The sequence below is a fragment of the Pseudomonas sp. 37 R 15 genome (genome assembly GCF_900004865.1).
Classification (GTDB): domain Bacteria; phylum Pseudomonadota; class Gammaproteobacteria; order Pseudomonadales; family Pseudomonadaceae; genus Aquipseudomonas; species Aquipseudomonas fluorescens_AM.
On the sequence record NZ_CVTV01000060.1, the window covers coordinates 37,446 to 57,909 of the forward strand.

The 20,464-nt window shown below is 60.9% G+C and carries 16 protein-coding genes; 7 read left to right on the top strand and 9 right to left on the bottom strand.

From position 1 onward, the window contains the following. The gene (locus BFQ04_RS24555; protein WP_065953018.1) at window positions 1-1,236 is read right to left on the bottom strand and encodes a 3-methyl-2-oxobutanoate dehydrogenase (2-methylpropanoyl-transferring) subunit alpha; all 1,236 of its coding nucleotides are present in this window, start codon (window positions 1,234-1,236) and stop codon (window positions 1-3) included. A 195-nt stretch (window positions 1,237-1,431) separates the two neighbouring features. Here BFQ04_RS24555 and bkdR point away from each other — a divergent pair, with 195 nt between their 5' ends. Continuing rightward, complete coding sequence (gene bkdR / locus BFQ04_RS24560) at window positions 1,432-1,920, top strand: Bkd operon transcriptional regulator BkdR (RefSeq protein ID WP_065953019.1); 489 nt, start codon at window positions 1,432-1,434, stop codon at window positions 1,918-1,920. A 59-nt stretch (window positions 1,921-1,979) separates the two neighbouring features. On the opposite strand, the gene BFQ04_RS24565 is transcribed toward bkdR, so the two are convergent. Next, window positions 1,980-2,843, bottom strand: coding sequence for an MBL fold metallo-hydrolase (locus BFQ04_RS24565; protein WP_065953020.1), 864 nt, complete (start codon window positions 2,841-2,843; stop codon window positions 1,980-1,982). A 94-nt stretch (window positions 2,844-2,937) separates the two neighbouring features. On the opposite strand from BFQ04_RS24565, the gene BFQ04_RS24570 reads away from it, so the two are divergent. The 6 genes from BFQ04_RS24570 (at window position 2,938) to BFQ04_RS24595 (ending at window position 13,119) form a co-directional block, all read left to right on the top strand. Further along, window positions 2,938-3,273 (top strand): ArsR/SmtB family transcription factor, encoded by a 336-nt coding sequence (locus BFQ04_RS24570; RefSeq protein WP_057007617.1) that lies wholly within the window; start codon window positions 2,938-2,940, stop codon window positions 3,271-3,273. Between the two features lie 52 nt (window positions 3,274-3,325). Continuing rightward, the gene (locus BFQ04_RS24575; protein WP_065953021.1) at window positions 3,326-4,570 is read left to right on the top strand and encodes an NAD(P)/FAD-dependent oxidoreductase; all 1,245 of its coding nucleotides are present in this window, start codon (window positions 3,326-3,328) and stop codon (window positions 4,568-4,570) included. Beyond that, window positions 4,571-5,377: a sulfite exporter TauE/SafE family protein gene (locus BFQ04_RS24580; RefSeq protein ID WP_065953022.1), complete on the top strand. Its 807-nt coding sequence runs from the start codon at window positions 4,571-4,573 to the stop codon at window positions 5,375-5,377. Between the two features lie 146 nt (window positions 5,378-5,523). Next, window positions 5,524-10,200, top strand: a complete 4,677-nt coding sequence (locus BFQ04_RS24585) for an SET domain-containing protein-lysine N-methyltransferase (RefSeq protein ID WP_065953023.1) — start codon at window positions 5,524-5,526, stop codon at window positions 10,198-10,200. A gap of 130 nt (window positions 10,201-10,330) precedes the next feature. Then, window positions 10,331-11,977, top strand: a complete 1,647-nt coding sequence (locus BFQ04_RS24590) for an MFS transporter (protein WP_065953024.1) — start codon at window positions 10,331-10,333, stop codon at window positions 11,975-11,977. Then, entirely contained in the window at window positions 11,974-13,119 is a 1,146-nt protein-coding gene (locus BFQ04_RS24595; RefSeq protein ID WP_065953025.1) for an HlyD family secretion protein, read from the top strand. The genes BFQ04_RS24590 and BFQ04_RS24595 overlap by 4 nt, the downstream gene beginning before the upstream one ends. 78 nt (window positions 13,120-13,197) lie before the next feature. On the opposite strand, the gene BFQ04_RS24600 is transcribed toward BFQ04_RS24595, so the two are convergent. From BFQ04_RS24600 to BFQ04_RS24630, 7 genes are all read right to left on the bottom strand, one after another. Next, window positions 13,198-14,097 (bottom strand): aldose 1-epimerase, encoded by a 900-nt coding sequence (locus tag BFQ04_RS24600; protein WP_256544618.1) that lies wholly within the window; start codon window positions 14,095-14,097, stop codon window positions 13,198-13,200. Between the two features lie 163 nt (window positions 14,098-14,260). Then, on the bottom strand, window positions 14,261-15,541 hold the full coding sequence (locus tag BFQ04_RS24605) for a TRAP transporter large permease (RefSeq protein ID WP_065953027.1): 1,281 nt from the start codon (window positions 15,539-15,541) through the stop codon (window positions 14,261-14,263). A 1-nt stretch (window position 15,542) separates the two neighbouring features. Continuing rightward, window positions 15,543-16,070, bottom strand: coding sequence for a TRAP transporter small permease (locus tag BFQ04_RS24610; RefSeq protein WP_065953028.1), 528 nt, complete (start codon window positions 16,068-16,070; stop codon window positions 15,543-15,545). Window positions 16,071-16,141: 71 nt separating this feature from the next. Then, a complete protein-coding gene (locus BFQ04_RS24615) occupies window positions 16,142-17,104 on the bottom strand; it encodes a TRAP transporter substrate-binding protein (RefSeq protein ID WP_065953029.1) in 963 nt (320 codons plus the stop codon). A gap of 51 nt (window positions 17,105-17,155) precedes the next feature. Then, entirely contained in the window at window positions 17,156-18,031 is an 876-nt protein-coding gene (locus tag BFQ04_RS24620; protein WP_065953030.1) for an SMP-30/gluconolactonase/LRE family protein, read from the bottom strand. A gap of 30 nt (window positions 18,032-18,061) precedes the next feature. Beyond that, window positions 18,062-18,877 carry an NAD-dependent epimerase/dehydratase family protein gene (locus tag BFQ04_RS24625; RefSeq protein ID WP_065953031.1) on the bottom strand — a complete coding sequence of 272 codons (816 nt, stop codon included), beginning with the start codon at window positions 18,875-18,877 and terminating at the stop codon, window positions 18,062-18,064. A 252-nt stretch (window positions 18,878-19,129) separates the two neighbouring features. After that, window positions 19,130-20,383: an OprD family porin gene (locus tag BFQ04_RS24630; protein WP_065953032.1), complete on the bottom strand. Its 1,254-nt coding sequence runs from the start codon at window positions 20,381-20,383 to the stop codon at window positions 19,130-19,132. Between the last annotated feature and the right edge of the window lie 81 nt (window positions 20,384-20,464).

A 20,464-nucleotide genomic window follows, 5' to 3' on the forward strand; every position in this document is an offset into this window, starting at 1 on the left:
TCACACCCCCAACGCTTGACGCTGGCGCTTCAAGTGCTCCGGCATCTCTTTATAGACGTCTTCGAACATGGTCGCGGCGCTTGGAATCTGGCCGCCGGCGAGGGTGCCGTACTGTTCGGCTTCTTTCTGCGCCTTGACCACTTCGGCTTCCAGTTCGGCGCTGACCGCCGCGTGTTCCTCTTCGGACCACTGGCCGATCCTGATCAGGTGCTGCTTGAGACGGGCAATCGGGTCGCCCAATGGGAAATGGCTCCAGTCGTCGGCGGGGCGGTATTTGGACGGATCATCGGAGGTGGAGTGCGGACCGGCGCGGTAGGTGACCCACTCGATCAGCGTCGGCCCCAGGTTGCGGCGGGCACGCTCGGCGGCCCAGGCGGAGGCGGCGTACACGGCGATAAAGTCGTTGCCGTCCACGCGCAGGGAGGCGATACCGCAACCGACGCCGCGTCCGGCGAAAGTCGTGGCTTCACCGCCGGCAATGGCCTGGAAGGTGGAAATGGCCCACTGGTTGTTGACCACGTTGAGGATCACCGGCGCACGGTACACGTGAGCAAAGGTGAGGGCAGTGTGGAAGTCCGATTCTGCGGTGGCGCCGTCGCCGATCCAGGCCGAGGCGATCTTGGTATCGCCCTTGATCGCCGAGGCCATGCCCCAGCCCACGCCCTGTACGAACTGGGTGGCAAGGTTGCCGGAAATCGTGAAGAAACCCGCGTCCTTGACCGAGTACATGATGGGCAACTGGCGGCCCTTGAGCGGGTCGCGCTCGTTGGACAGCAGTTGGCAGATCAGGTCCACCAGCGGCACGTCGCGGGCCATCAGGATGCTTTGCTGGCGGTAGGTGGGGAAGCACATGTCGTCGATGTTCAAGGCCAGGGCCTGGGCGCTGCCGATGGCTTCTTCGCCAAGGCTTTGCATGTAGAACGACATTTTTTTCTGGCGCTGGGCGACCACCATGCGGTTGTCGAAGATGCGCGTCTTGAGCATCGCGCGCATGCCTCTGCGCATGATGTCTGCCGAGACACCCTCGGCCCACGGCCCGAGCGCCTGACCCTGGTCGTCGAGCACGCGGATCAGGCCTTTGGCCAGGTCGGCGGTGTCGGCGGGTTCCACGTCGATGGCGGGTTTGCGTACCAGGCCGGCGTCGGTCAGGCGCAGGTAGGTGAAGTCGGTCTTGCAGCCTGGACGGCCCGAGGGTTCGGGAACGTGCAGGCGCAGCGGTGCATACGGCTGGTTCATGGCTTTCTACGCTCGATCTTGTGAATTTCTTGTAGTGGGCGCGCTAGCTGACAGTCAGTCTTCGGGTAGAAGAAATCTTGTCCTACAACAATCATAGGCGTGGCGTAGAAGAATATTTATCTGTGTTTCGTTGCGCTCAGGATCATTTGCGGATAAAAAATCTGCATAAACATAATAAACAGGTGACTTTGTCTCATGCGCAAACTGGACCGTACCGATATCGGCATTCTCAATGCCCTGCAGGAGAATGCCCGCATCACCAACGCCGACCTGGCCCGCTCGGTCAACCTGTCGCCCACGCCGTGCTTCAACCGGGTCAAGGCGATGGAAGAACACGGCCTGATTCGCGAGCAGGTCACGTTGCTGGACGCCGATCTGCTGGGGCTGCATGTCAACGTGTTCATCCATGTGAGCCTGGAAAAGCAGAATGAACTGGCGTTGCAGCAATTCGAAGGTGCGATCTCGGACCGGCCGGAAGTGATGGAGTGTTACCTGATGGCTGGCGACCCGGATTACCTGATCCGGGTGCTGGTGCCGACGATCCAGTCGCTGGAGCGTTTCATGATGGATTTTCTGACCAAGGTGCCGGGGGTGGCGAATATCCGCTCCAGTTTTGCCTTGAAGCAAGTTCGCTATAAAACCGCGCTGCCATTGCCGGCCAACGGCATCAGCCTCGGTTCCTGATTCAACGGTGGACAAAATGTGGGAGGGGGCAAGCCCCCTCCCACATGTTTAAATGCATTTCAAAGTTGGTTGAGCGGGATCTTGAGGTAGGTGACGCCATTGTCTTCCGCTGGCGGCATATGCCCCGCCCGCACATTCACCTGGATCGCCGGCAACAATAGCGTCGGCATCCCCAGCCCGGCATCGCGGGTGGTGCGCATCGCGACAAACGCCGCCTCATCCACCCCGTCATGCACATGGATATTCTGCGCGCGCTGTTCAGCCACCGTGGTCTGGCATTTCGCCTCGCGGCCCTCGGGTGGATAGTCATGACACACGTACAGCTGGGTCTCGGGCGGGAACGCCAGCAGCTTGCGCATCGACGCGTACAACTGCCGCGCATCGCCGCCGGGGAAGTCGCAGCGGGCGGTGCCGACGTCGGGCATGAACAGGGTATCGCCCACCAGGATCAGGCGGCCATCGATCAGGTAGGCCATGTCCGCCGGGGTGTGCCCGGGCACATGCAGCGCCTGGGCCTGCAAGCCACCGATATGAAAGATTTCATCCGGCGCGAACAGGTGATCGAACTGTGAGCCATCCACCCGAAACGCCGGCTCCAGATTGAACAGCTGCTTGAATACGCCCTGCACCTTGCTGATGGACTGGCCAATCGCAATCTTGCCGCCCAGGGTGCGGCGCAGGTACGGCGCGGCGGACAGGTGATCGGCGTGGGCGTGGGTTTCCAGCAGCCACTGCACGTGCAGGCCATGCTCGCGCACGAAGGCAATCACCTTGTCGGCCTGCGCGGTATCGGTGCGCCCGGAGGCCGGGTCGTAGTTGAGCACCGAATCGACGATGGCGCACGGGCCGCCGTCGGCTTCATAGACCACATAGGTGTAGGTCGACGATGCCTCGTCCAGAAAGGCTTGAATCAACGCTGGCATGGCGGCTATCCCCGATGAAGAAAAAAGTGGTTACAATCAGTTTACGTTTAAACATAATGTTTTGAGCTTAAGTGAGTTAAAGGAGCCGAGGCAAATGGAATCTACATTGAGTGAGGGCGAGGTCGCCCAGTTGCGTGCATCGGCGTCCAAGGCCTGTTCCTTGCTCAAGGCCCTGGCCAATGAAGATCGCTTGTTGATCCTTTGCCAGTTGACCCTGGGCGAGCGCAACGTCGGCGAGCTGGAAGCCCAGACTGGCGTGCGCCAGCCCACGTTGTCACAACAGTTGGGCATCCTGCGGGACGAAGGGTTGGTCGCCACCCGTCGGGAAGGTAAATACATCTTCTACGGGCTGGCCAGCCATGAAGTGATTCAAGTGATGAAGACCCTGTCCGGCCTGTACTGCGGCGCGGTCATAAAAAGCTGGGCGTGACGCCATCCGGCAGCGACCCTTGTGTGCATTGACTCCAAAAAGGCAGTAGACAATGACCGAACAACACTGGGGACCCACCATCAGTGGCGATATCGTCGTCATCGGCGGCGGCTCGGCAGGCATCGGCCTGCTGGCCAGCCTGCTCAAGCGCGACCCGCAACTGAACCTCATCCTGATCGAACCCAACGACTTCCATTGCTATCAACCCGCCTGGACCCTGGTGGGCGGCGGCGCCTATGACCTGCAAAAGACCCGGCGCCCGCTGGCCGACGTACTGCCCAATGGTGTCACCTGGGTCCAGGCCGCCGTCAGCGAGTTATTGCCTGACGAGCAAACCCTTGTGCTCGACAGCGGCCAGCGCGTCACTTGGAAAAACCTGATTGTGTGCCCCGGCCTGCGCCTGGCGTGGGAAAAGATCGAGGGCCTGCAGGAGACCCTCGGTCGCCACGGCGTCACCTCCAACTATAGCTACGAACACGCGGCCTATACCTGGCAACTGGTGCAGCACCTCAAGGGTGGCAAGGCGCTCTTCACCCAGCCGGCCATGCCGATCAAATGCGCCGGTGCGCCGCAGAAGGCCATGTACCTGTCCTGCGATCACTGGCTCAAGCAGGGCAGCCTGAAAAACATCGAGGTTGAATTCAACCTGGCCGGTGCCGCGCTGTTTGGTGTGCCAACGTTTGTGCCGCCGTTGATGAAGTACGTCGAGAAATACAACGCGCGCCTGGCGTTCAATGCCAACCTGATCAAGGTCGATGGCCCGGCAGGCAAGGCCTGGTTTGAAGTCAAGGACGCCGAAGGCAACGTCAGCGTCGTCGAAAAAGTGTTTGACCTGCTGCATGTGGTCCCGCCGCAAGTCGCCCCGGATTTTATCCGGCATAGCCCGCTGGCCGACACCGCCGGCTGGTGCGAAGTGCACCCCCACAGCCTGCAGCACCTGCGCTATCCGAACATCTTCGGCCTGGGAGACGTGTGCGGCACCGCCAACGCCAAGACCGCGGCGGCGGTGCGCAAGCAGATCGTGGTGGTCGCTGAAAACCTGCTGGCCCTGCGCAAACAGGCACCGCTGCCGCTCAAGTACGACGGCTATGGCTCCTGCCCGCTGACGGTGGAGAAGGGCAAGGTAGTGCTGGCGGAGTTCGGTTACGGCGGCAAGCTGCTGCCGACCTTTCCCCTGGACCCCACCCAGGCGCGTCGCTCGATGTGGTTCCTCAAGGCCACATTGCTGCCGTGGTTCTACTGGAACGGCATGCTCAAGGGCCGCGAGTGGCTGACCCGCCTGAGCAAGGTGGACTGAATGCTGCTGGCCAGTGTATTGGGTGTATTGATGGGCCTGGTCATGGGCCTGACCGGCGCGGGCGGCGGCATTCTCGGAGTGCCGGCGCTGGTGTTGGGCCTGGGGTTGACGATGACTCAGGCCGCGCCGGTGTCATTGCTCGCGGTGGGCGCAGCCGCGGCGGTAGGCGCGATCGACGGCCTGCGCCATGGTTTGGTGCGTTACCGCGCGGCGTTATTGATCGCGTTGCTGGGCGCGCTGTTTTCGCCGTTGGGGGTGTTCGTCGCCCATCAACTGTCGGAGCCGGTGCTGATGGGCCTGTTCAGTGCATTGATGGTGCTGGTGGCCTGGCGCATGTTGCAGCGCGAAAAGGTCCAGGCTGGGCCGAGTGACCATGGCGCCGCCTCCTGGGGCCAGAAAAACTGCATGCTCAACCAGCAGACCGGGCGCCTGGCCTGGACCGCCAAATGCACTGTGACCCTGGCTGCATTGGGCGCGGTGACGGGCGCGGTCTCGGGGTTGCTCGGCGTGGGCGGCGGTTTTCTGATTGTGCCGGCGTTCAAGCAACTCACCGATGTGCAGATGCGCGGGATCGTCGCGACCTCGTTGATGGTGGTCAGCCTGCTGTCGCTGATCGGCGTGGCGGGGGCCTTTCACGCCGGCGTGAGCATCGAGCCGGTGGGCTGGGCGTTCATTGGCGCGAGTATCGTCGGGATGCTAGCGGGACGGCGTCTGTGTTCGGTGATTCCCGCCCGCAGCTTGCAGGTGGGGTTTGCCAGCCTGTGTGTAGTAGTGGCGATTGGAATGTTGTTCAACGCGTTGATCTGACTCTGTGCCGGCGACTCGTAAGATCGCCGTGCATTGCGGCAGTCACAAAATCTAGTAGGTGGGCAGGAACCTGCTGATTGGGTTTTAACACCCAGTGAGCACGGCAAACGCCAGGATGATTTTTTGACTACGGATAGACATCGCTCATGACCTCCATTCCCCCTGCACAGCGCTTTTCCTCACCGCCGGTACTGGCGCCCGGCAATCAGTCAGCGCCGGTCAACGAAGAACTCGATAGGTTGGCCACCCCCGTTAGCCCAGGCCCTGCGCTGGGTAATCTGGGCGGGGCGCTGTCCTGGCCGATACCCTTGAGCGCAGACGAACAACGGCGCTTGCGTCTTATCACGATGAATCACGAACACCCTCTGGGCGACCAGCCTTTGGTGATGCAAACCAAGGGCGGTGTGCTGGAGTTCTTGCGGTATCGTCAGCCATTGCCAGCGTCCGCGCAGAACGACCCTGCCAAAATAATCGAGGCGCTAGTGCGCTCCCCCCAGGGGCAACGGATGGGCAAGGCGCTGCAGCAAAGAATGCAAGGCATCGACAACGAGAGTAGCGCAACGGACTACTTGTTGGCGGGGATCGCACTGCAGATGGATCCTGAGTCGATTACCGCCCCTGATCGCAACAAAATAGCCGGCTTCGATCTGGCCAGTGACAAACATTGGGGCCGCCACCCCTCTGCAGTTGGGGATGCCCTGGCCGAACACTTGAGCAGCTCAGGCAGAACCAGCGCTGCGCTTGCAAAGGTGGGGGCATACCTGTTGCTGGCCCGCTCGGCCCCGCAGTTTCTGATTAAAGACATTCCCCCAAGTGTGAAGATCGGCAGCCAGGCATGGGCCAGCCTGACGATTGCAGCCATGACGATCGAGGCGCAGACACCGGGCAAAGTCCTCGGCATGACGTTTGCCCAGGTCATGCGCGAGGCCGAAAAGGCGTGGCTGGTTGACCCTGCGATCACCCACACAGCACAAATGGCTGCTTTGCTGGACTGGGCAATCGCCAATGGAGTGCTCACAAAAAGAAGCAATGACAACTACCTCCCCGCACACCTCGAATCGGCAAGAACCGCCTTCAACGCGCAACTTGACACCCGGCTATCTGCCTCTCAGGCACTGGACAAAGCATTACCCACACGAAAAGAGATCGCACTGACCAAACTCAAGGAACGGTTTGGCGACCTGGGCGCGTTTTTCGAAGAAAAAGTATTCGCTGTTGATCAGCGTTACGTGGTGATTGAAGGGGGAGGGATTTCGCTACTGGATGTCGCCATGAACGACTGGCTCGAACCCAGACCCTTCAAGGCGCATGAGCCCAGCAGCTCGCTTGAGTCGGGTGACCTGCGCAGGGTGCTGACGATGTTGAACGCCAACCCGCAGTTTGGCGTGCCGGCTGAATTCGACAGGCAGTTCAACCGCGCAATCGAGGAAAAAAAGGCCGCCGTCAATACAACGGTCAGGCACATGATTTCGCAACTGCCATTGGCGGATCGAAAGAACTTCGAATTGGGGACAATCAGCTTTTTCCAGGAAGGCTCGTATGTCATGGATGGTCATTTCAATAATACATACGCTCAAAATAAACCGGGGCTGCTGGTCAAAACCGAGCTGCAGGGCACGTCCCAAGCCTATGTAATCGATTTCAATAAAGGCACGATTGAAAAGGCGTCCCTGTCCAAAGCGGTGGTCAAGGAGGTCAGGGACGGCAAAAACGTTTCTACAACCAAAGCGCTCACGCCCCGTTATTCAGCAGATGATCTGGGTCGTGAGCGCCCTTCGAATAATTCACTATTGAATAGTTTCACCAGCCATCGGTCCGAAGCGATTGCCAGGGCGTTTGTCCAGCACTTGGCACTCGACGATCCGGCTATCAAAGAACAAGCCCGCGGACAGACAAGCTTGGACAAGGCGAACGCACAGTTGAGCGAGTTTTTGCTGAACCTGATCCCCTTCAGGTCCGCCATTGTCAATTTTCAGAACGGCCAGTCCGGCGCGGGCACATTCGATCTCTTGCTGGATGTATTCGGGTTTCTTACCGCTGGCACTGCCACCGCAGGAAAACTACTCAAGATCGGCCGGACTGCGCTGTCCACCGGCGTCAAGGCGTTGTGGGCGGCCAAGGTCATCGGCGTGGCAACCATTGACGTGCTCAACCCCCTGGGGGGCTTGAGTGATCTGCCCAAGCTTGTGGGCAATGGCGGTCTTTATCTGCTGTCCAAAGGCGCCAAAGCTGTCAACCGGTTCAGGGGCGCCAGTGCCAGTTACGATGTGTTGAAGGCAGTGAGTAAACAGTACGACGCCGCAGCAACGGGCATCGTGAAGGGGGTCGACCAGACGGTGGAAGGGGCTGCAGTGCTCAAGAGCGGCCATTGGTATGCTTTTGATGGCGACACGATGCGGCCTTATGGCAGCCCGCTCGATGGTTTTGCGCCCACGACGCAGGCGGTCGCCGGCAAGGTGGGCGTTGCGCACGTCGATGAAGCGGACGCGCTGAGCCATGAGCTGTTCGGTCACTACAAGATGCCAGCCTCCACCATCGCCGGGCTCTCACGCAACAATCAGGGCGTGTATGTGGCAACCGATGGGCATCTTTCGCATATACGCCACACCGACAGCAACGGTGAAACAGCGGTGTACGAGGTCCGGCAGGTCACTCGCACGGAAGAGGGCGTTGTGCAGGCACGGGTTTATCACAACAACCGGCAAACCGAGTTGGTGGTCCAGCACATACAGGGGGATCAATGGCAACGCCTGGGGGCAGCCGGTGGAGGGAGGCAGATTAGCGCTGAACATTTGCGGGCGTGGGAAGCATTGTCCCGCCAGGAACAAATAAGACTTACCCCCAGGGGCTTTGCCCGACAGCATCAACTGCCCTGGAGGGCGTTTGAGTACTGCGTGAAAGATGTTGACGGTCGACTCAGCGAAACCGGCTTGATCATACGTAACCGGCCCGCTGACACACCCTTCAATAAGGTGACCCAAGTGCATCTGCATAGCTGGCGAGGCATGACACAGCAGGAGCGTAGCGCGATGACCTTGGAGGGGTTTGCCGGTCATCATCACCTTAATAGCCATACGCTGAAAAATTACGTGCGGGCCGATGGCGGCCTGGGGCCACAGGGCAGGGAACTGTTGGGTAGGGTTGCTGCAGGTACGGCCTACGAGGTGATTACCGATGAGCATTTACAGCAGTGGCGCACGCTCTTCGCGCAACCGAACAACTCAGTGACACAAGAGCAGTTCATCAGCCAACACAGGCTCAGTCCAGCCAGTTGGAGTCGCTTCGTTAAAAAGGATGGTTCCTTGAAAGGCGCGGCCGTGGAACGTCTCAATCCAGTGGAGCAAAACGCTGCGCTTGCCCCCACGTTCCAGACGCAGCCACGCAAGCAGCTAATCACTGCCGAACATCTACGCGAGTGGGAAGCGTTGTCGCCCGCCCAACAGCAAAGCATTACCCGTGAGCACTTTGCCCAACAGAGGAACCTGCCGCCGAAAACCTTTGCCTACTACGTGCAAGCCGACGGCCAGTTGAGCGATACCGGCAAGATCGTGCGCGACCGCGCGGTCAACACACCTTTCAAGACGCTGACTGAAACACATATTCGTGATTGGCAAAGCAAGACACAGCAGGCGCGTGACGCCATGACCATGAACGGGTTTGCCGGTCATTATCACCTCAATCCGAGTACCTTCAAAAATTGTGCACGGCAGGATGGCGGCCTGGGGCCGCCCGGTGAAGCGTTGTTGAACAGGGCAGCTGGTCGCACCTATACCGCGCTGACCGATGACTATTTACGCCAGTGGCGCGAGCTGTTGGCTCAACCGAACAATTCAGTCACACAGTCGCAGTTCTTGAGCCAACATGGGCTCAACCCAAACACTTGGAGCCAGCACGTTAAAGTCGACGGTTCGTTAAAGGAGGCGACCGTGCAACGCCTCAATCGGGCAGGGCAAACCACCGAGCACCCCCCCGCGTCCGAGCAACCTGCTGCGGGTACGACACGCAAACGGCCTGCGCAAGACCCTCTGGATCCGCCGCCGCCGAAATCTTCGGACCTGGACAAGCCCACCGACACGCCACAGAGCGAACACACCTCTGGCTCATCGTCGGACGTCGTCGTTATAAAAGTTGAACCCAATGTTACTGCCCCACTGCCTCGTCATCAGATCGACAATACGCTGCCGATTCTGCAGGACCCGGTGAACCCCAGGCTCAGCTTGACCCAAACACTTGAGGGCCCTGTCGATGACATCCGTATTGCCCATTGGAATGGCGTGCTGGACGGGCTTGATAGCCCGACAAAGGCACGCGTTTCAGCGCAAATCAAGGCGTCGATCAAGAACTGGCTGAGCACCGAAGGTCAACACCAGTCTCGGTTTGAGGAGGCTATGGAGGTGGTCACAGTGCTCGACGATGGCGGGCCGGCTCGCGGCGCTTCGGTGTGGGCGCGGCGTGACATTCCCCAGTTCGAAGTGCTTGGCCCGTATGCGGGCAAATACCATGCGGACGAGGCGTCGCTGTTCCAGGAGCAACGCAAGCAAGGCTCGCGAGCTGTGCTGACCTACCTGTTCGGTACACGTTCGGGAACGCGCACGGTCAGTGGGCTGCACACGGGTAACACCCTGAGCCTGATCAATACCTCGCAACTGCGTAACGGGCCGGTGTGGCAGTCCAACAATGTGGTGTCCATCGCAGTCGGGAAAAACCTGACGTTCTATGTGGCGCTCAAAGACATCAAGAAAGGTGATGAATTGCTGCTGGACTATGGCCCGTTCTATGAACCGGTGCCTGATATCGCGATCAAGCCGGATCCTGATAGCTGAGTTCAAGTGCTCGGTGCCCGTCTGAGGAGCAATTGCGCCCTTGGCATGGCAAGATAAACGCTGCTCAGGTTCACTGCGCCCTGAGTAGCGGCTTCACCGGCCTTGCACGTCGGTTCATCAAGGTCACCGAATGGATAAATACACCCCCCACACCTGGCAACCCCACGAGCGGCCGAGCCTGCCCGGTTCACCGTCGACGCCGTTGCACCCCACCCACAAACGCTGGCTGTTTGCGCTGGTGGGTGTGCTGGTGGCAATCACCGGTGGCTTGGGCAACGCCCTGGTCATCGCCAACCTGCAATACCTGCAAGGCGCCCTGGGCGCGACCACGGCGGAAATGGCCTGGCTGCCCGCCGCCTATGTGATGACCAACGTGTGCATGAACCTGCTGCTGGTGAAATTCCGTCAGCAGTTCGGCTTGCGGGCGTTTACCGAAGTGTTCCTGGTGCTGTATGCGCTGGTGACTTTCGGCCACTTGTTCGTCAACGACCTCAACTCGGCCATCGCCGTGCGGGCGGCCCACGGCATGGTGGGGGCGGCGCTGAGTTCGTTGGGCTTGTACTACATGATCCAGGCGTTCCCGGCCAAGTGGCGTCTCAAAGCCCTGGTGCTGGGGCTGGGCACCGCGCAGCTGGCGTTGCCCCTGGCGCGGCTGTTCTCCGAGGATTTGCTGCAAATCGCCGAGTGGCGTGGCTTGTACCTGTTCGAGCTGGGCCTGGCGCTGATCTGCCTGGGCTGTGTGTTTCTGCTGAAATTGCCGCCCGGCGACCGGTTCAAGACCTTCGAAAAACTCGACTTCCTCACCTTCGCGATCCTGGCCACCGGCGTCGCCCTGCTCTGCGCGGTGTTGTCCCTGGGCCGCATCGACTGGTGGCTGGAAGCGCCCTGGATCGGCATCGCCTCGGCCTGTTCGCTGGTGCTGATCATGGCCGGGTTGACCATCGAGCATAACCGCGCCAACCCGCTGCTGATGACGCGCTGGCTGGGCAGCGGCACCATGATTCGCCTGGCCTTGGCGGTGATCCTGATTCGGATGGTGCTGTCTGAACAATCCACGGGCGCAGTGGGTTTCATGCAGATGCTGAACATGAGTTACCAGCAGATGCACACCTTGTACGTGGTGATGCTGGCCGGAGCGATTGCCGGGCTGGTGGTCAGCGCCTTGACGATCAACCCGGCGCATCTGTTGATGCCGCTGATCATTTCCCTGGCGCTGATGGCGACCGGGTCGGTGATGGACAGTTTTTCCAGCAACCTGACGCGGCCGCAGAACCTGTATATCAGCCAGTTCCTGCTAGGCTTCGGCGGGACCTTCTTTCTCGGGCCGACCATGGTGCTGGGCACCAAGAACGTATTGACCAACCCGCGCAACCTGGTGAGTTTTTCGGTGATGTTCGGGATTTGCCAGAACCTCGGCGGCCTGATCGGGGCGGCATTGCTCGGCACTTTCCAGATCGTGCGCGAGAAGTACCACTCGAGCATGATCGTCGAGCACCTGACCTTGCTCGACCCGCGTGTGGCGGCGCGGGTACAGAGTGGCGGTTCGGCCTATGGCGGTATCGTCGCCGACCCGGAACTGCGCAACCTTATGGGCATTCGCAGCCTGGCCACGGCGGCCACCCGTGAGGCGAACGTCATGGCGTACAACGATGTCTTCATGCTGATTGCGATTATCGCGATCCTGACCATGATCTGGATCTTTATCCGTAGCCTGTGGCTGATGAGCACCACCAAAGCAGCAACCCCTCCCGTTCAACCTGTCGGCGCCTCTTCATGACCGAACCCACGACCACGACCACCAACGCCATCGCTTCCACGCCCGAGGGCGCCACGCCACCGGGCGCCGCCGTGACCGAACCGCGTTCATTGCGGGTACGCATCCTTTCGTCCCTGGGCTTTGCCGCCGTTGCCATCGTCGGCGTGCTGATCGTGCTGTATGCGTGGCAACTGCCGCCGTTCAGCAGCGCCGTGGAAACCACCGAAAACGCCTTGGTGCGTGGGCAGGTGACGATCATCGGCCCGCAGCTCAGCGGCTACGTATTCGAAGTGGCGGTGCAGGATTTCCAGTATGTGAAAGCCGGTGACCTGCTGGTGCGCCTCGATGATCGCATCTACAAGCAGCGCCTGGACCAGGCCCTGGCGCAACTGGCGGTGCAGAAGGCTTCGCTGGCCAATGTGGTGCAGCAACGCAACAGCGCCGAAGCGACCATCAAGCTGCGCCAGGCCGCCTTGGTCGACAGCCAGGCGCAGGCGCGCAAAAGCACCGCCGACCTGCGCCGCAATGAAGAATTGATCAGCGACGGCTCGGTGTCCAAGCGGGAGCTGGACGTGACCCGCGCCGCCAATGCCCAGACGGTGGCAGCCGTGGCCCAGGCCCAGGCCAGCCTGGAAATCGCGCGGCAGGACCTGCAAACGGTGATCGTCAATCGCGGCTCCCTGGAGGCGGCGGTGGCCAGTGCGGAGGCGGCGGTGGAATTGGCGCGGATCGACCTGTCCAACACCCGCATTACCGCACCCCGGGATGGCCAGTTGGGGCAGATTGGCGTGCGCCTGGGGGCCTACGTCAACTCCGGCGCGCAGTTGATGGCGCTGGTGCCCAAGCAGTTGTGGGTGATTGCCAATATGAAAGAAACCCAGATGGACAATGTGCAGGTCGGCCAGCCGGTGACCTTCACCGTGGATGCGCTGAACCACCGCAGGTTTCACGGCACGGTGCAGCATATTTCCCCGGCGACCGGCTCGGAGTTCAGCCTGTTGCAGGCGGACAACGCCACCGGCAACTTCGTCAAGATCGCCCAGCGCGTGCCGGTGCGAATCACCGTGGACCCTGACCAGGCCGAGAGTGAACGGTTGCGGCCGGGGTTGTCGGTGGTGGTGAGTATTGATACCGCCGGGCGCCTTAAAAACTCACCCCCCTGACCCTGACACAACAGGGAGCAAACTGTGGGAGGGGGCTTGCCCCCGATGGCAATGGATCAGTCATATTTGCAGTGACTGTCACACCGCCATCGGGGGCAAGCCCCCTCCCACATGTGGAGTGTATTTCAGGTTGAAACTGAGTTGGGTTGACTGGCCTTGCTCCAGCAGTTTGAGGCCAGGCCTGCCCGGCAGGTGATGGGCATTTACCGGATGACTTACCGGCTCGATGCAGAAAAACCCCAACCCCGGCGGGCAATACAGCAGGAAGTAATCGGCGCCGGTGGCCTGGCATTCAAGGGTATGACCAAGCTCTGGTTGCTCGATCAGGCAGTGCCCATCCCAGCCACAAAAGCCATTGTCCACCAGGCTTTGCGGCAGCGTTCCGGTTTGCCTGAAATCCCAATCCTCCGGTACCGCCGCCAATTGCGTCGGCAGTTTGGCCGCATCGCTCAACCACACCTGCGATGCCTTGGCCTGCAACCGCGTACCCTGACGTCGTGGAAAATACGGGTGCAATCCCAGCCCATGCCATGCTGCGTTTTTGCCCAGATGAGTCACGCGTAATTCAATCGTCAGCACACCGTCGCGCAACCGAAACCGTTGCTCGGCGCGGTACGCGAACGGTGCATCGCAGAGTACCTGCAACACCACTTCATCTGCGGTCTGGCGGCTCACCTGCCACGCCTGTTGCCAGGCCGAGCCGTGAATCGGCAGCGGGTCAGTGTGGCTGTTGGGCTTGAGGGCCAGCCAGCCGTCGGGGTTATCGAAGCCGCCGTGGGCGATTCGGTTGGACCAGGGTGCCAACGGGTAGCAGCCCAGCTTGCCCGGCAGCCCGGTATTGATCGCCTGCTCATCGCTGTGGCGCAACAGCGGTTGGCCGGTGGCGCGTACCGTCCAGTTCACGAGACTGCCGCCGATGGCGGGCGCGAGTACCAGATGGGTGAATGGATCCCTAAGCTCAACGAAGTTCAAAGACACGATCGACCTGCCGCATGGAAATAGTAAAAACAGCGCTGCCCGACAGGTGGGAGGGGGCTTGCCCCCGATTGCGGTGTTTCAGTCAAAGATGCTCAGACTGACCCACTGCTATCGGGGGCAAGCCCCCTCCCACATTCAAGCACCTGTGTTCTTGAGATTGGTGTTACAGCACCACGCTGGGCAACCACAGCGACAGTGCCGGAATGTAAGTCACCGCCATCAGCACCAGGAACAGCACCGCATAAAACGGCAGCAGCGCCTTCACGGTCTTCTCGATGCTGACCTTGCCCACCGCCGCGCCCACGAACAGCACCGCGCCCACCGGCGGGGTGATCAGGCCAATCCCGAGGTTGACCAGCATGATCATGCCGAAGTGCACCGGGTCGACGCCGATGCCGAGCACCACCGGCAGCAGGATCGGCGTGAGAATCAGGATCAGCGGCGCCATGTCCATCACCGTGCCAAGCAACAGCAGCATGGCGTTGATGCACATCAGGATCACGTAGCGGTTGTCCGACAGGGTCAAAAACAGCGTGGTGATCTTCGCCGGGATCTGCATCAGGGTCATGATGTAGCCGAAGCTGGCGGCGAAGGCGATCAGGATCATCACGATGGAAATGGTGCGCACCGTGCGGTGCATCAGCTTGGGCAGCTCGCGCCATTTGTAGTCGCGGTAGATGAACATGGTCACGAAGAACGCCCACAGCACCGCAATCGCGGCCGACTCGGTGGCGGTGAAGATACCCGACAGGATGCCGCCGAGGATGATCACCATGGCCATCAGGCCCCAGAGCGCGTCTGCGGCGATCTTCAGCGCCTGCCTCAAGGGGATGACTTCGCCTTTGGGATAGTCGCGCTTTTTCGCGAAGATCAGGCACAGCACCATCAGGCACGCGCTCATCAACAAGCCCGGCACCACGCCGGCCATGAACAGCGAAGCGATGGACACCGTGCCGCCCGCCGCCAGGGAGTAGAGCACCGAGTTATGGCTGGGCGGCGTCAACAGCGCCTGCACCGAACCGCTGACCGTCACGGCTGTTGCAAACTCCCTGGGGTAGCCGCGGCGTTCCATCTCCGGAATCAGCACCGAACCCACCGACGCGGTATCGGCCACCGACGAGCCGGAGATCGCGCCGAAAAAGGTCGAGGCCATGATGTTGACCAGGGACAGACCGCCGCGCACAAAACCCACCAGCACCCCGGCAAACGCCACCAGCCGCCGCGACATGCCGCCCTCGGCCATGATCGCGCCGGCCAGCACGAAGAACGGGATCGCCATCAGCGAAAACTTGTTCACGCCGCCCGCCACCTGGATCATCAGGGCCTGGAACGGGATGTCGATCCACCAGGCGCCGATCAACGCCGACAAGCCCAGGGCGTAGGCCACCGGCATGCCGATCAGGATCAAGGCGATAAAACTGCCCAACAGAATCAATGCGTCCATATCAGGCGGCCCCTTCGCTTTCTTCTACCAGGTCCAAGCGCACCACGCGCCGCTTGCTCTGGTCGCCCAGCAGCAGTTTCTCCATCACGAAGATCAGGGTCAGCAAGCCGCCAATCGGGATCGGCATATAGGTGATGCCGACGCGCAGGGTGGGGATGGCGCTCATGAACTGGTTCCAGGTGGACAGGCACAGCTTGGTGCCCCAGATCGTCATGAACAGACAGATGCTGCCCATCAACAATTGCGAAACAATACTGACGACGCGGCGTTGGGTGGCAGGCAGGCGGTCGGTGACCATGGCCACCGACATATGTGCACCGGCGCGGTAGCTGGCGGCGGCGCCGACGAAGGTGAACACCAGCATCAGCAGGATGGCGGTGGGCTCCGGCCAGCTTGAGCCGGTGCCGAGGATGTAGCGGGCGAAAATGCCCCAGGGAATGATCAGTGCGACCCCGAGTACCGAGAGACCGGCGACCCAGATGCAGGTCATGTAAATGCGGTCATTGATGCGCAGCAGTAGATTCTTCATGGCGTTCACCGTAACCGGGCGCGGCTCGCTGAAGCAGCGGACCGCGCCGGGCTTTGTTTGGGAGGAGGGCGTTACTGAACGGCGTCGATACGCTTGATGATGTCGGCGTAAGGCGCGCCGTACTTGGCGCGAACCTGCGCGGTGGCGTCATAGAAGGGTTTTTTGTCGACAGTGATGAACTCGACCCCGGCCTTCTTGAGTTTCTCTTCACTGCTGGCGGACTTGGCGTCCCACAACACGCGCTCGTCGGCCTGGGCGGCCTTGGCGGCCTTTTTGACCATGTCCTGTTGCGCGGGGGTGAGCTTGTTCCAGGTGATTTTCGACATCACGATGGGTTCGGGCAGGATCAGGTGCTCGGTGAGGGTGTAGTACTTGGCGTTCTGGTAGTGGTTGTGCTCGAGCAGCGTCGGCGGGTTGTTTTCCGCGCCGTCGATCACACCGGTCTGCAAGGCGCTGAAAATCTCGCCGGTGTCCATGGCGATGCCGTTGGCGCCCATCGCGTTGAACGCATCGATGAACAGCGGGTTGCCCTGTACGCGAATCTTCATGCCCTTGAGGTCTTCGATCTTGCGCACCGGTTTCTTGGTGTAGAGGTTGCGCGTGCCGCCGTCCATCCAGGCCAGGGCCACCAGGCCGAACTCGGAATTGGTGATCTTGGCAAGGATCTCGTCGCCAATCTCGCCGTCGATGACTTTGCGCATGTGCGCCTGGTCACGGAACACGAAGGGCAGGTTGAACACGTTGACGTCGGGCACCACCGGGCCGACGATGCCGAGGCTGACGCGGGTCATCTGCACGGCGCCGACCTGGGCCTGTTCGACCACTTCCTTTTCAGAGCCCAGCACGCCGCCCGGGAAGTACTTGAAGGTCAGTTCGCCGTTACTTTCTTTGGTCAGGGCTTTGCCCATGTTTTCTTCGGCGACGACCGTGGGGTAGCCGGCGGGGTGGATGTCGGCAAATTTGATTTCCAGCGCGTGGGCGGCGCTGCTGAGGGCGACGAGTGTGGCGGCGAGCAAGGTGCGTTTGAAGTCCATGGGAAGTCATTCCTGTCTTGTTATTGTTGTATTCAAGGCACAGCGATGCAGCTAGAGGATAAAGCGCGGTTCGGGCAGTCCCTGGACGCCGGGGTTGAGGGCGAACACGCCGCCGGACAGTGACTGCTCACTCGGGTCGTCACGGATCGAGGTGACGTACAGGGTGTCCAGGCGACTGCCGCCGAAGGCGCACATGGTGGGTTTTTTTACCGGTACGTGATGCGACTGGTCGAGGCGACCGTCCGGGGTGAAGCGGTGCACCAAACCGGCATCGTTGGCGCAAATCCAGTAGCAGCCGTCCGCGTCCACCGCTGCACCGTCGGGCCGACCGAGGTGTCGATGCATGTCGACAAATACGCGGCGGTTGGACGGCGTGCCGGTGTCAATGTCGTAGTCGAAGGCCCAGATCTGCTGCACCAGGGGGTGTGAGTCCGAGGCGTACATCGTGCGACCATCGGGGCTGAAGGCCAGGCCGTTGAGGGTGATGAAGCCGCCCAATTGTGCATGGGGCGCGTTGCCTGAGGCGTAGCGATAAAGGGTGCCCTCGGCGGCGTTCAACCCCATGTCCATCACCATGCTGCCGGCCCAGAAGCGACCCTGGCGATCACAGCGGCCGTCGTTGAGGCGCATGCCCGCGCGTGGGTGCTCGACCTCGGCCAGGCATAGGGTGTCGAGGCTGCCATCGCTGTGCGGGGTCAGCTGGAAAAATCCGCACTCCATGCCGGCGACCCAGTTGCCTGAATCAGTACGGGCAATACAGGCGAGCATCTGCGGGGCTTGCCACGTTGCAACCTGGCCCGTGGCGGCGTTCCAGCGCTGCAGCCGACCGTTGGGGATATCCACCCAGTACAGAGCATTTTCCTCGGGTACCCACACCGGGCATTCGCCCACGGCGTTGCGGGCGTCGACAATCAATTCTGCACTCATAGCCACTCATTCCCTTGGGTTGCCGTGAACTCAGTCACCAAACGGGCCTGCCGCGCAGAACGCGCCGCCCTGATAGATTCTGGCCGGGTCATTGTCAGCCACCGGCGGCTGGGCCTCGACCTGGGCGCGGAACACTTCGGAGCTGTCCTTGGGGGCGAAGCCCAGGTGCGCGGCGTAGCGGTTGTCCCACCAGGTGTCGAGGTTGTCCGACATGCCGTAGACCACGGTGTGCCCGACATTTGGCGTGTACAGCGCGCGTTCGAGCAGTTGGGTCAGGTCGTCGAAGCTCAACCAGGTGTGCATCATCCGGCGGTTCTGCGGCTGCGGGAACGACGAGCCGATACGAATGCTCACGGTCTGGATGCCGTAGCGATCAAAGTAGAAACTCGCCATGTCTTCGCCGTAGGACTTGGACAGGCCGTAGTAACTGTCCGGGCGGCGCGGTGAATGGGCATCGAGTTGTTCGCCCTGCTTGTAGAAGCCGATCACATGGTTGGAGCTGGCGAAGATCACACGCTTGACCCCATGACGCCGCGCGGCTTCGTAGATGTGGAAGACGCCACTGATATTGGCGCCGAGCACCTCTTCAAAGGGACGCTCCACCGACACGCCGCCAAAATGCAGGATCGCGTCGACGCCTTCCACCAGATGGTGCACCGCTTGTTTGTCGGAAAGATCGCAGGGTTGTACTTCTTCATGGGCGGCGGCGGGGGCCATGTCGGCGATGTCTGACAGGCGCAGCACGTTGGCGTAGGGGCGCATGCGTTCGCGCAAGACTTTACCCAGGCCACCGGCGGCGCCAGTGAGCAGGATGCGGTTGAAGGGAGCAGGGCTGGTGGTGGTCATGGGCATTCCAATTTTTGTTGTAGGTTGTCGTATGACTATGCCGAAATAGTGTTAGGGATTCCCCGTGTTGTCAACGCCCTTCCAGCCAGTGAGAGCAAATGTGGGAGGGGGGGTGCGACGATTCGACTTGCCCCCGATGAGGGACTGTCTGCCAATACATCTTTCACTGAGCCACCGCTGGCTTTTGTAGGAGCGAGCAAGCTCGCTCCTACAGCACAGTTTTTTGCGGTGGCTGACAGACGGCCTGCTGCCTTACAGCAGTGATATCGGATAGCTCACAAAGATCCGGTTCTCATCGAATTCGTTGTTGCTGAAATCCCGACGCATGGTCGAGTTCCTCCAGCGCACGTTCAGATTCTTCAATGCACCGCTCTGCACGGTATAGGCCAACTCGGACTCGCGGCCCCATTCCTTGCCGTCGGTGATCGCCCCGGTGTGTACGTTACTGCCGCTGATGTAGCGGTTCATCATGGTCAGTCCGGGAATGCCGAGCACCACAAAGTTGAAGTCGTGGCGCAGTTGCCAGGATTTCTCCCTGGCGTTGTCATAACTGGCGTTGTAGCTGTCGTTGGCCAGGGTGCCGCCGCTGGTGCCGTTGATGCGCATCCACGCACTGTCGCCGGTGAGTTTTTGCAGGCCGACATAGAAGGTGCTGCCGCCGTATCTGGCCGAAAGCAGGGCGAAGGCGGTCTTGTTATCGAGGTCGCCGGCCAGCGCGCTGCCATCTTCCTTGCCATTGAAGAAACCGAGGTTGGCGCCCAGGGTCCAGTCGCCCACCGGCTGGCTGTGGGTGAGGTTGAGGTACTGTTGCTGGTAGATATCGGTCAGTTCGGCGTACCACAGGCCGACCTGGGTGCGCTTGTCGTTGAACGTGTATTCGCCGCCGCCGAAGTTGAAGCGGTCGGACGTGAACGCGGCTCTGCCGTTCATGAACATGTCTTCCATGCTCGCGTCGTTGCGCGGGCTGTTGCCGCGGAACTGGCCACCGTAGAGGGTCAGGCCGGCAATCTCGTTGGACGTCACCTGGCCGCCGCGGAAGGTCTGGGGCAGGGAGCGGCCGTCATCGGAGCGCAGGATCGGCAGCACCGGCATCCATTCGCCGACCTTCAGTTCAGTCTTCGATAACTTGGTTTTCAGCGCCACGCCCAGGCGTCCGAAGTTATCGGCCGGGCGACCATCATCGTGCACCGGCAGCAGTTGGGTGCCGGCGGTGCCTTTGCCGCCATCGAGCTTTTGCGAGTACAGGCCCAGCACGTCAATGCCCAAACCCAGGGTGCCACGGGTGTAGCCGGACTTGGCATCCAGAATGAAGTTCTGCGTCCATTCTTCGGCCTTGCCCTGCGGATTGGTGGGGTTGGTGAAGTTGCGGTTGAAGTAGGCATTGCGCAGGTTGAGCGTGGCTTTGGCGTCTTCGACAAACCCTTCGGCGTGGGCGGTGAGGGGCAGGGTGAACGCGAGGCTGGCGAGACCGAGGCGACAGGAGGAATTGCGGGCGAATTGACTCACAGTGAGGCTCCCTTTCTTTTGTTGTTTTTATTATTTGTTATACGTTGTCGTACAACATTGGACGCGATATTTGCGGGGTTT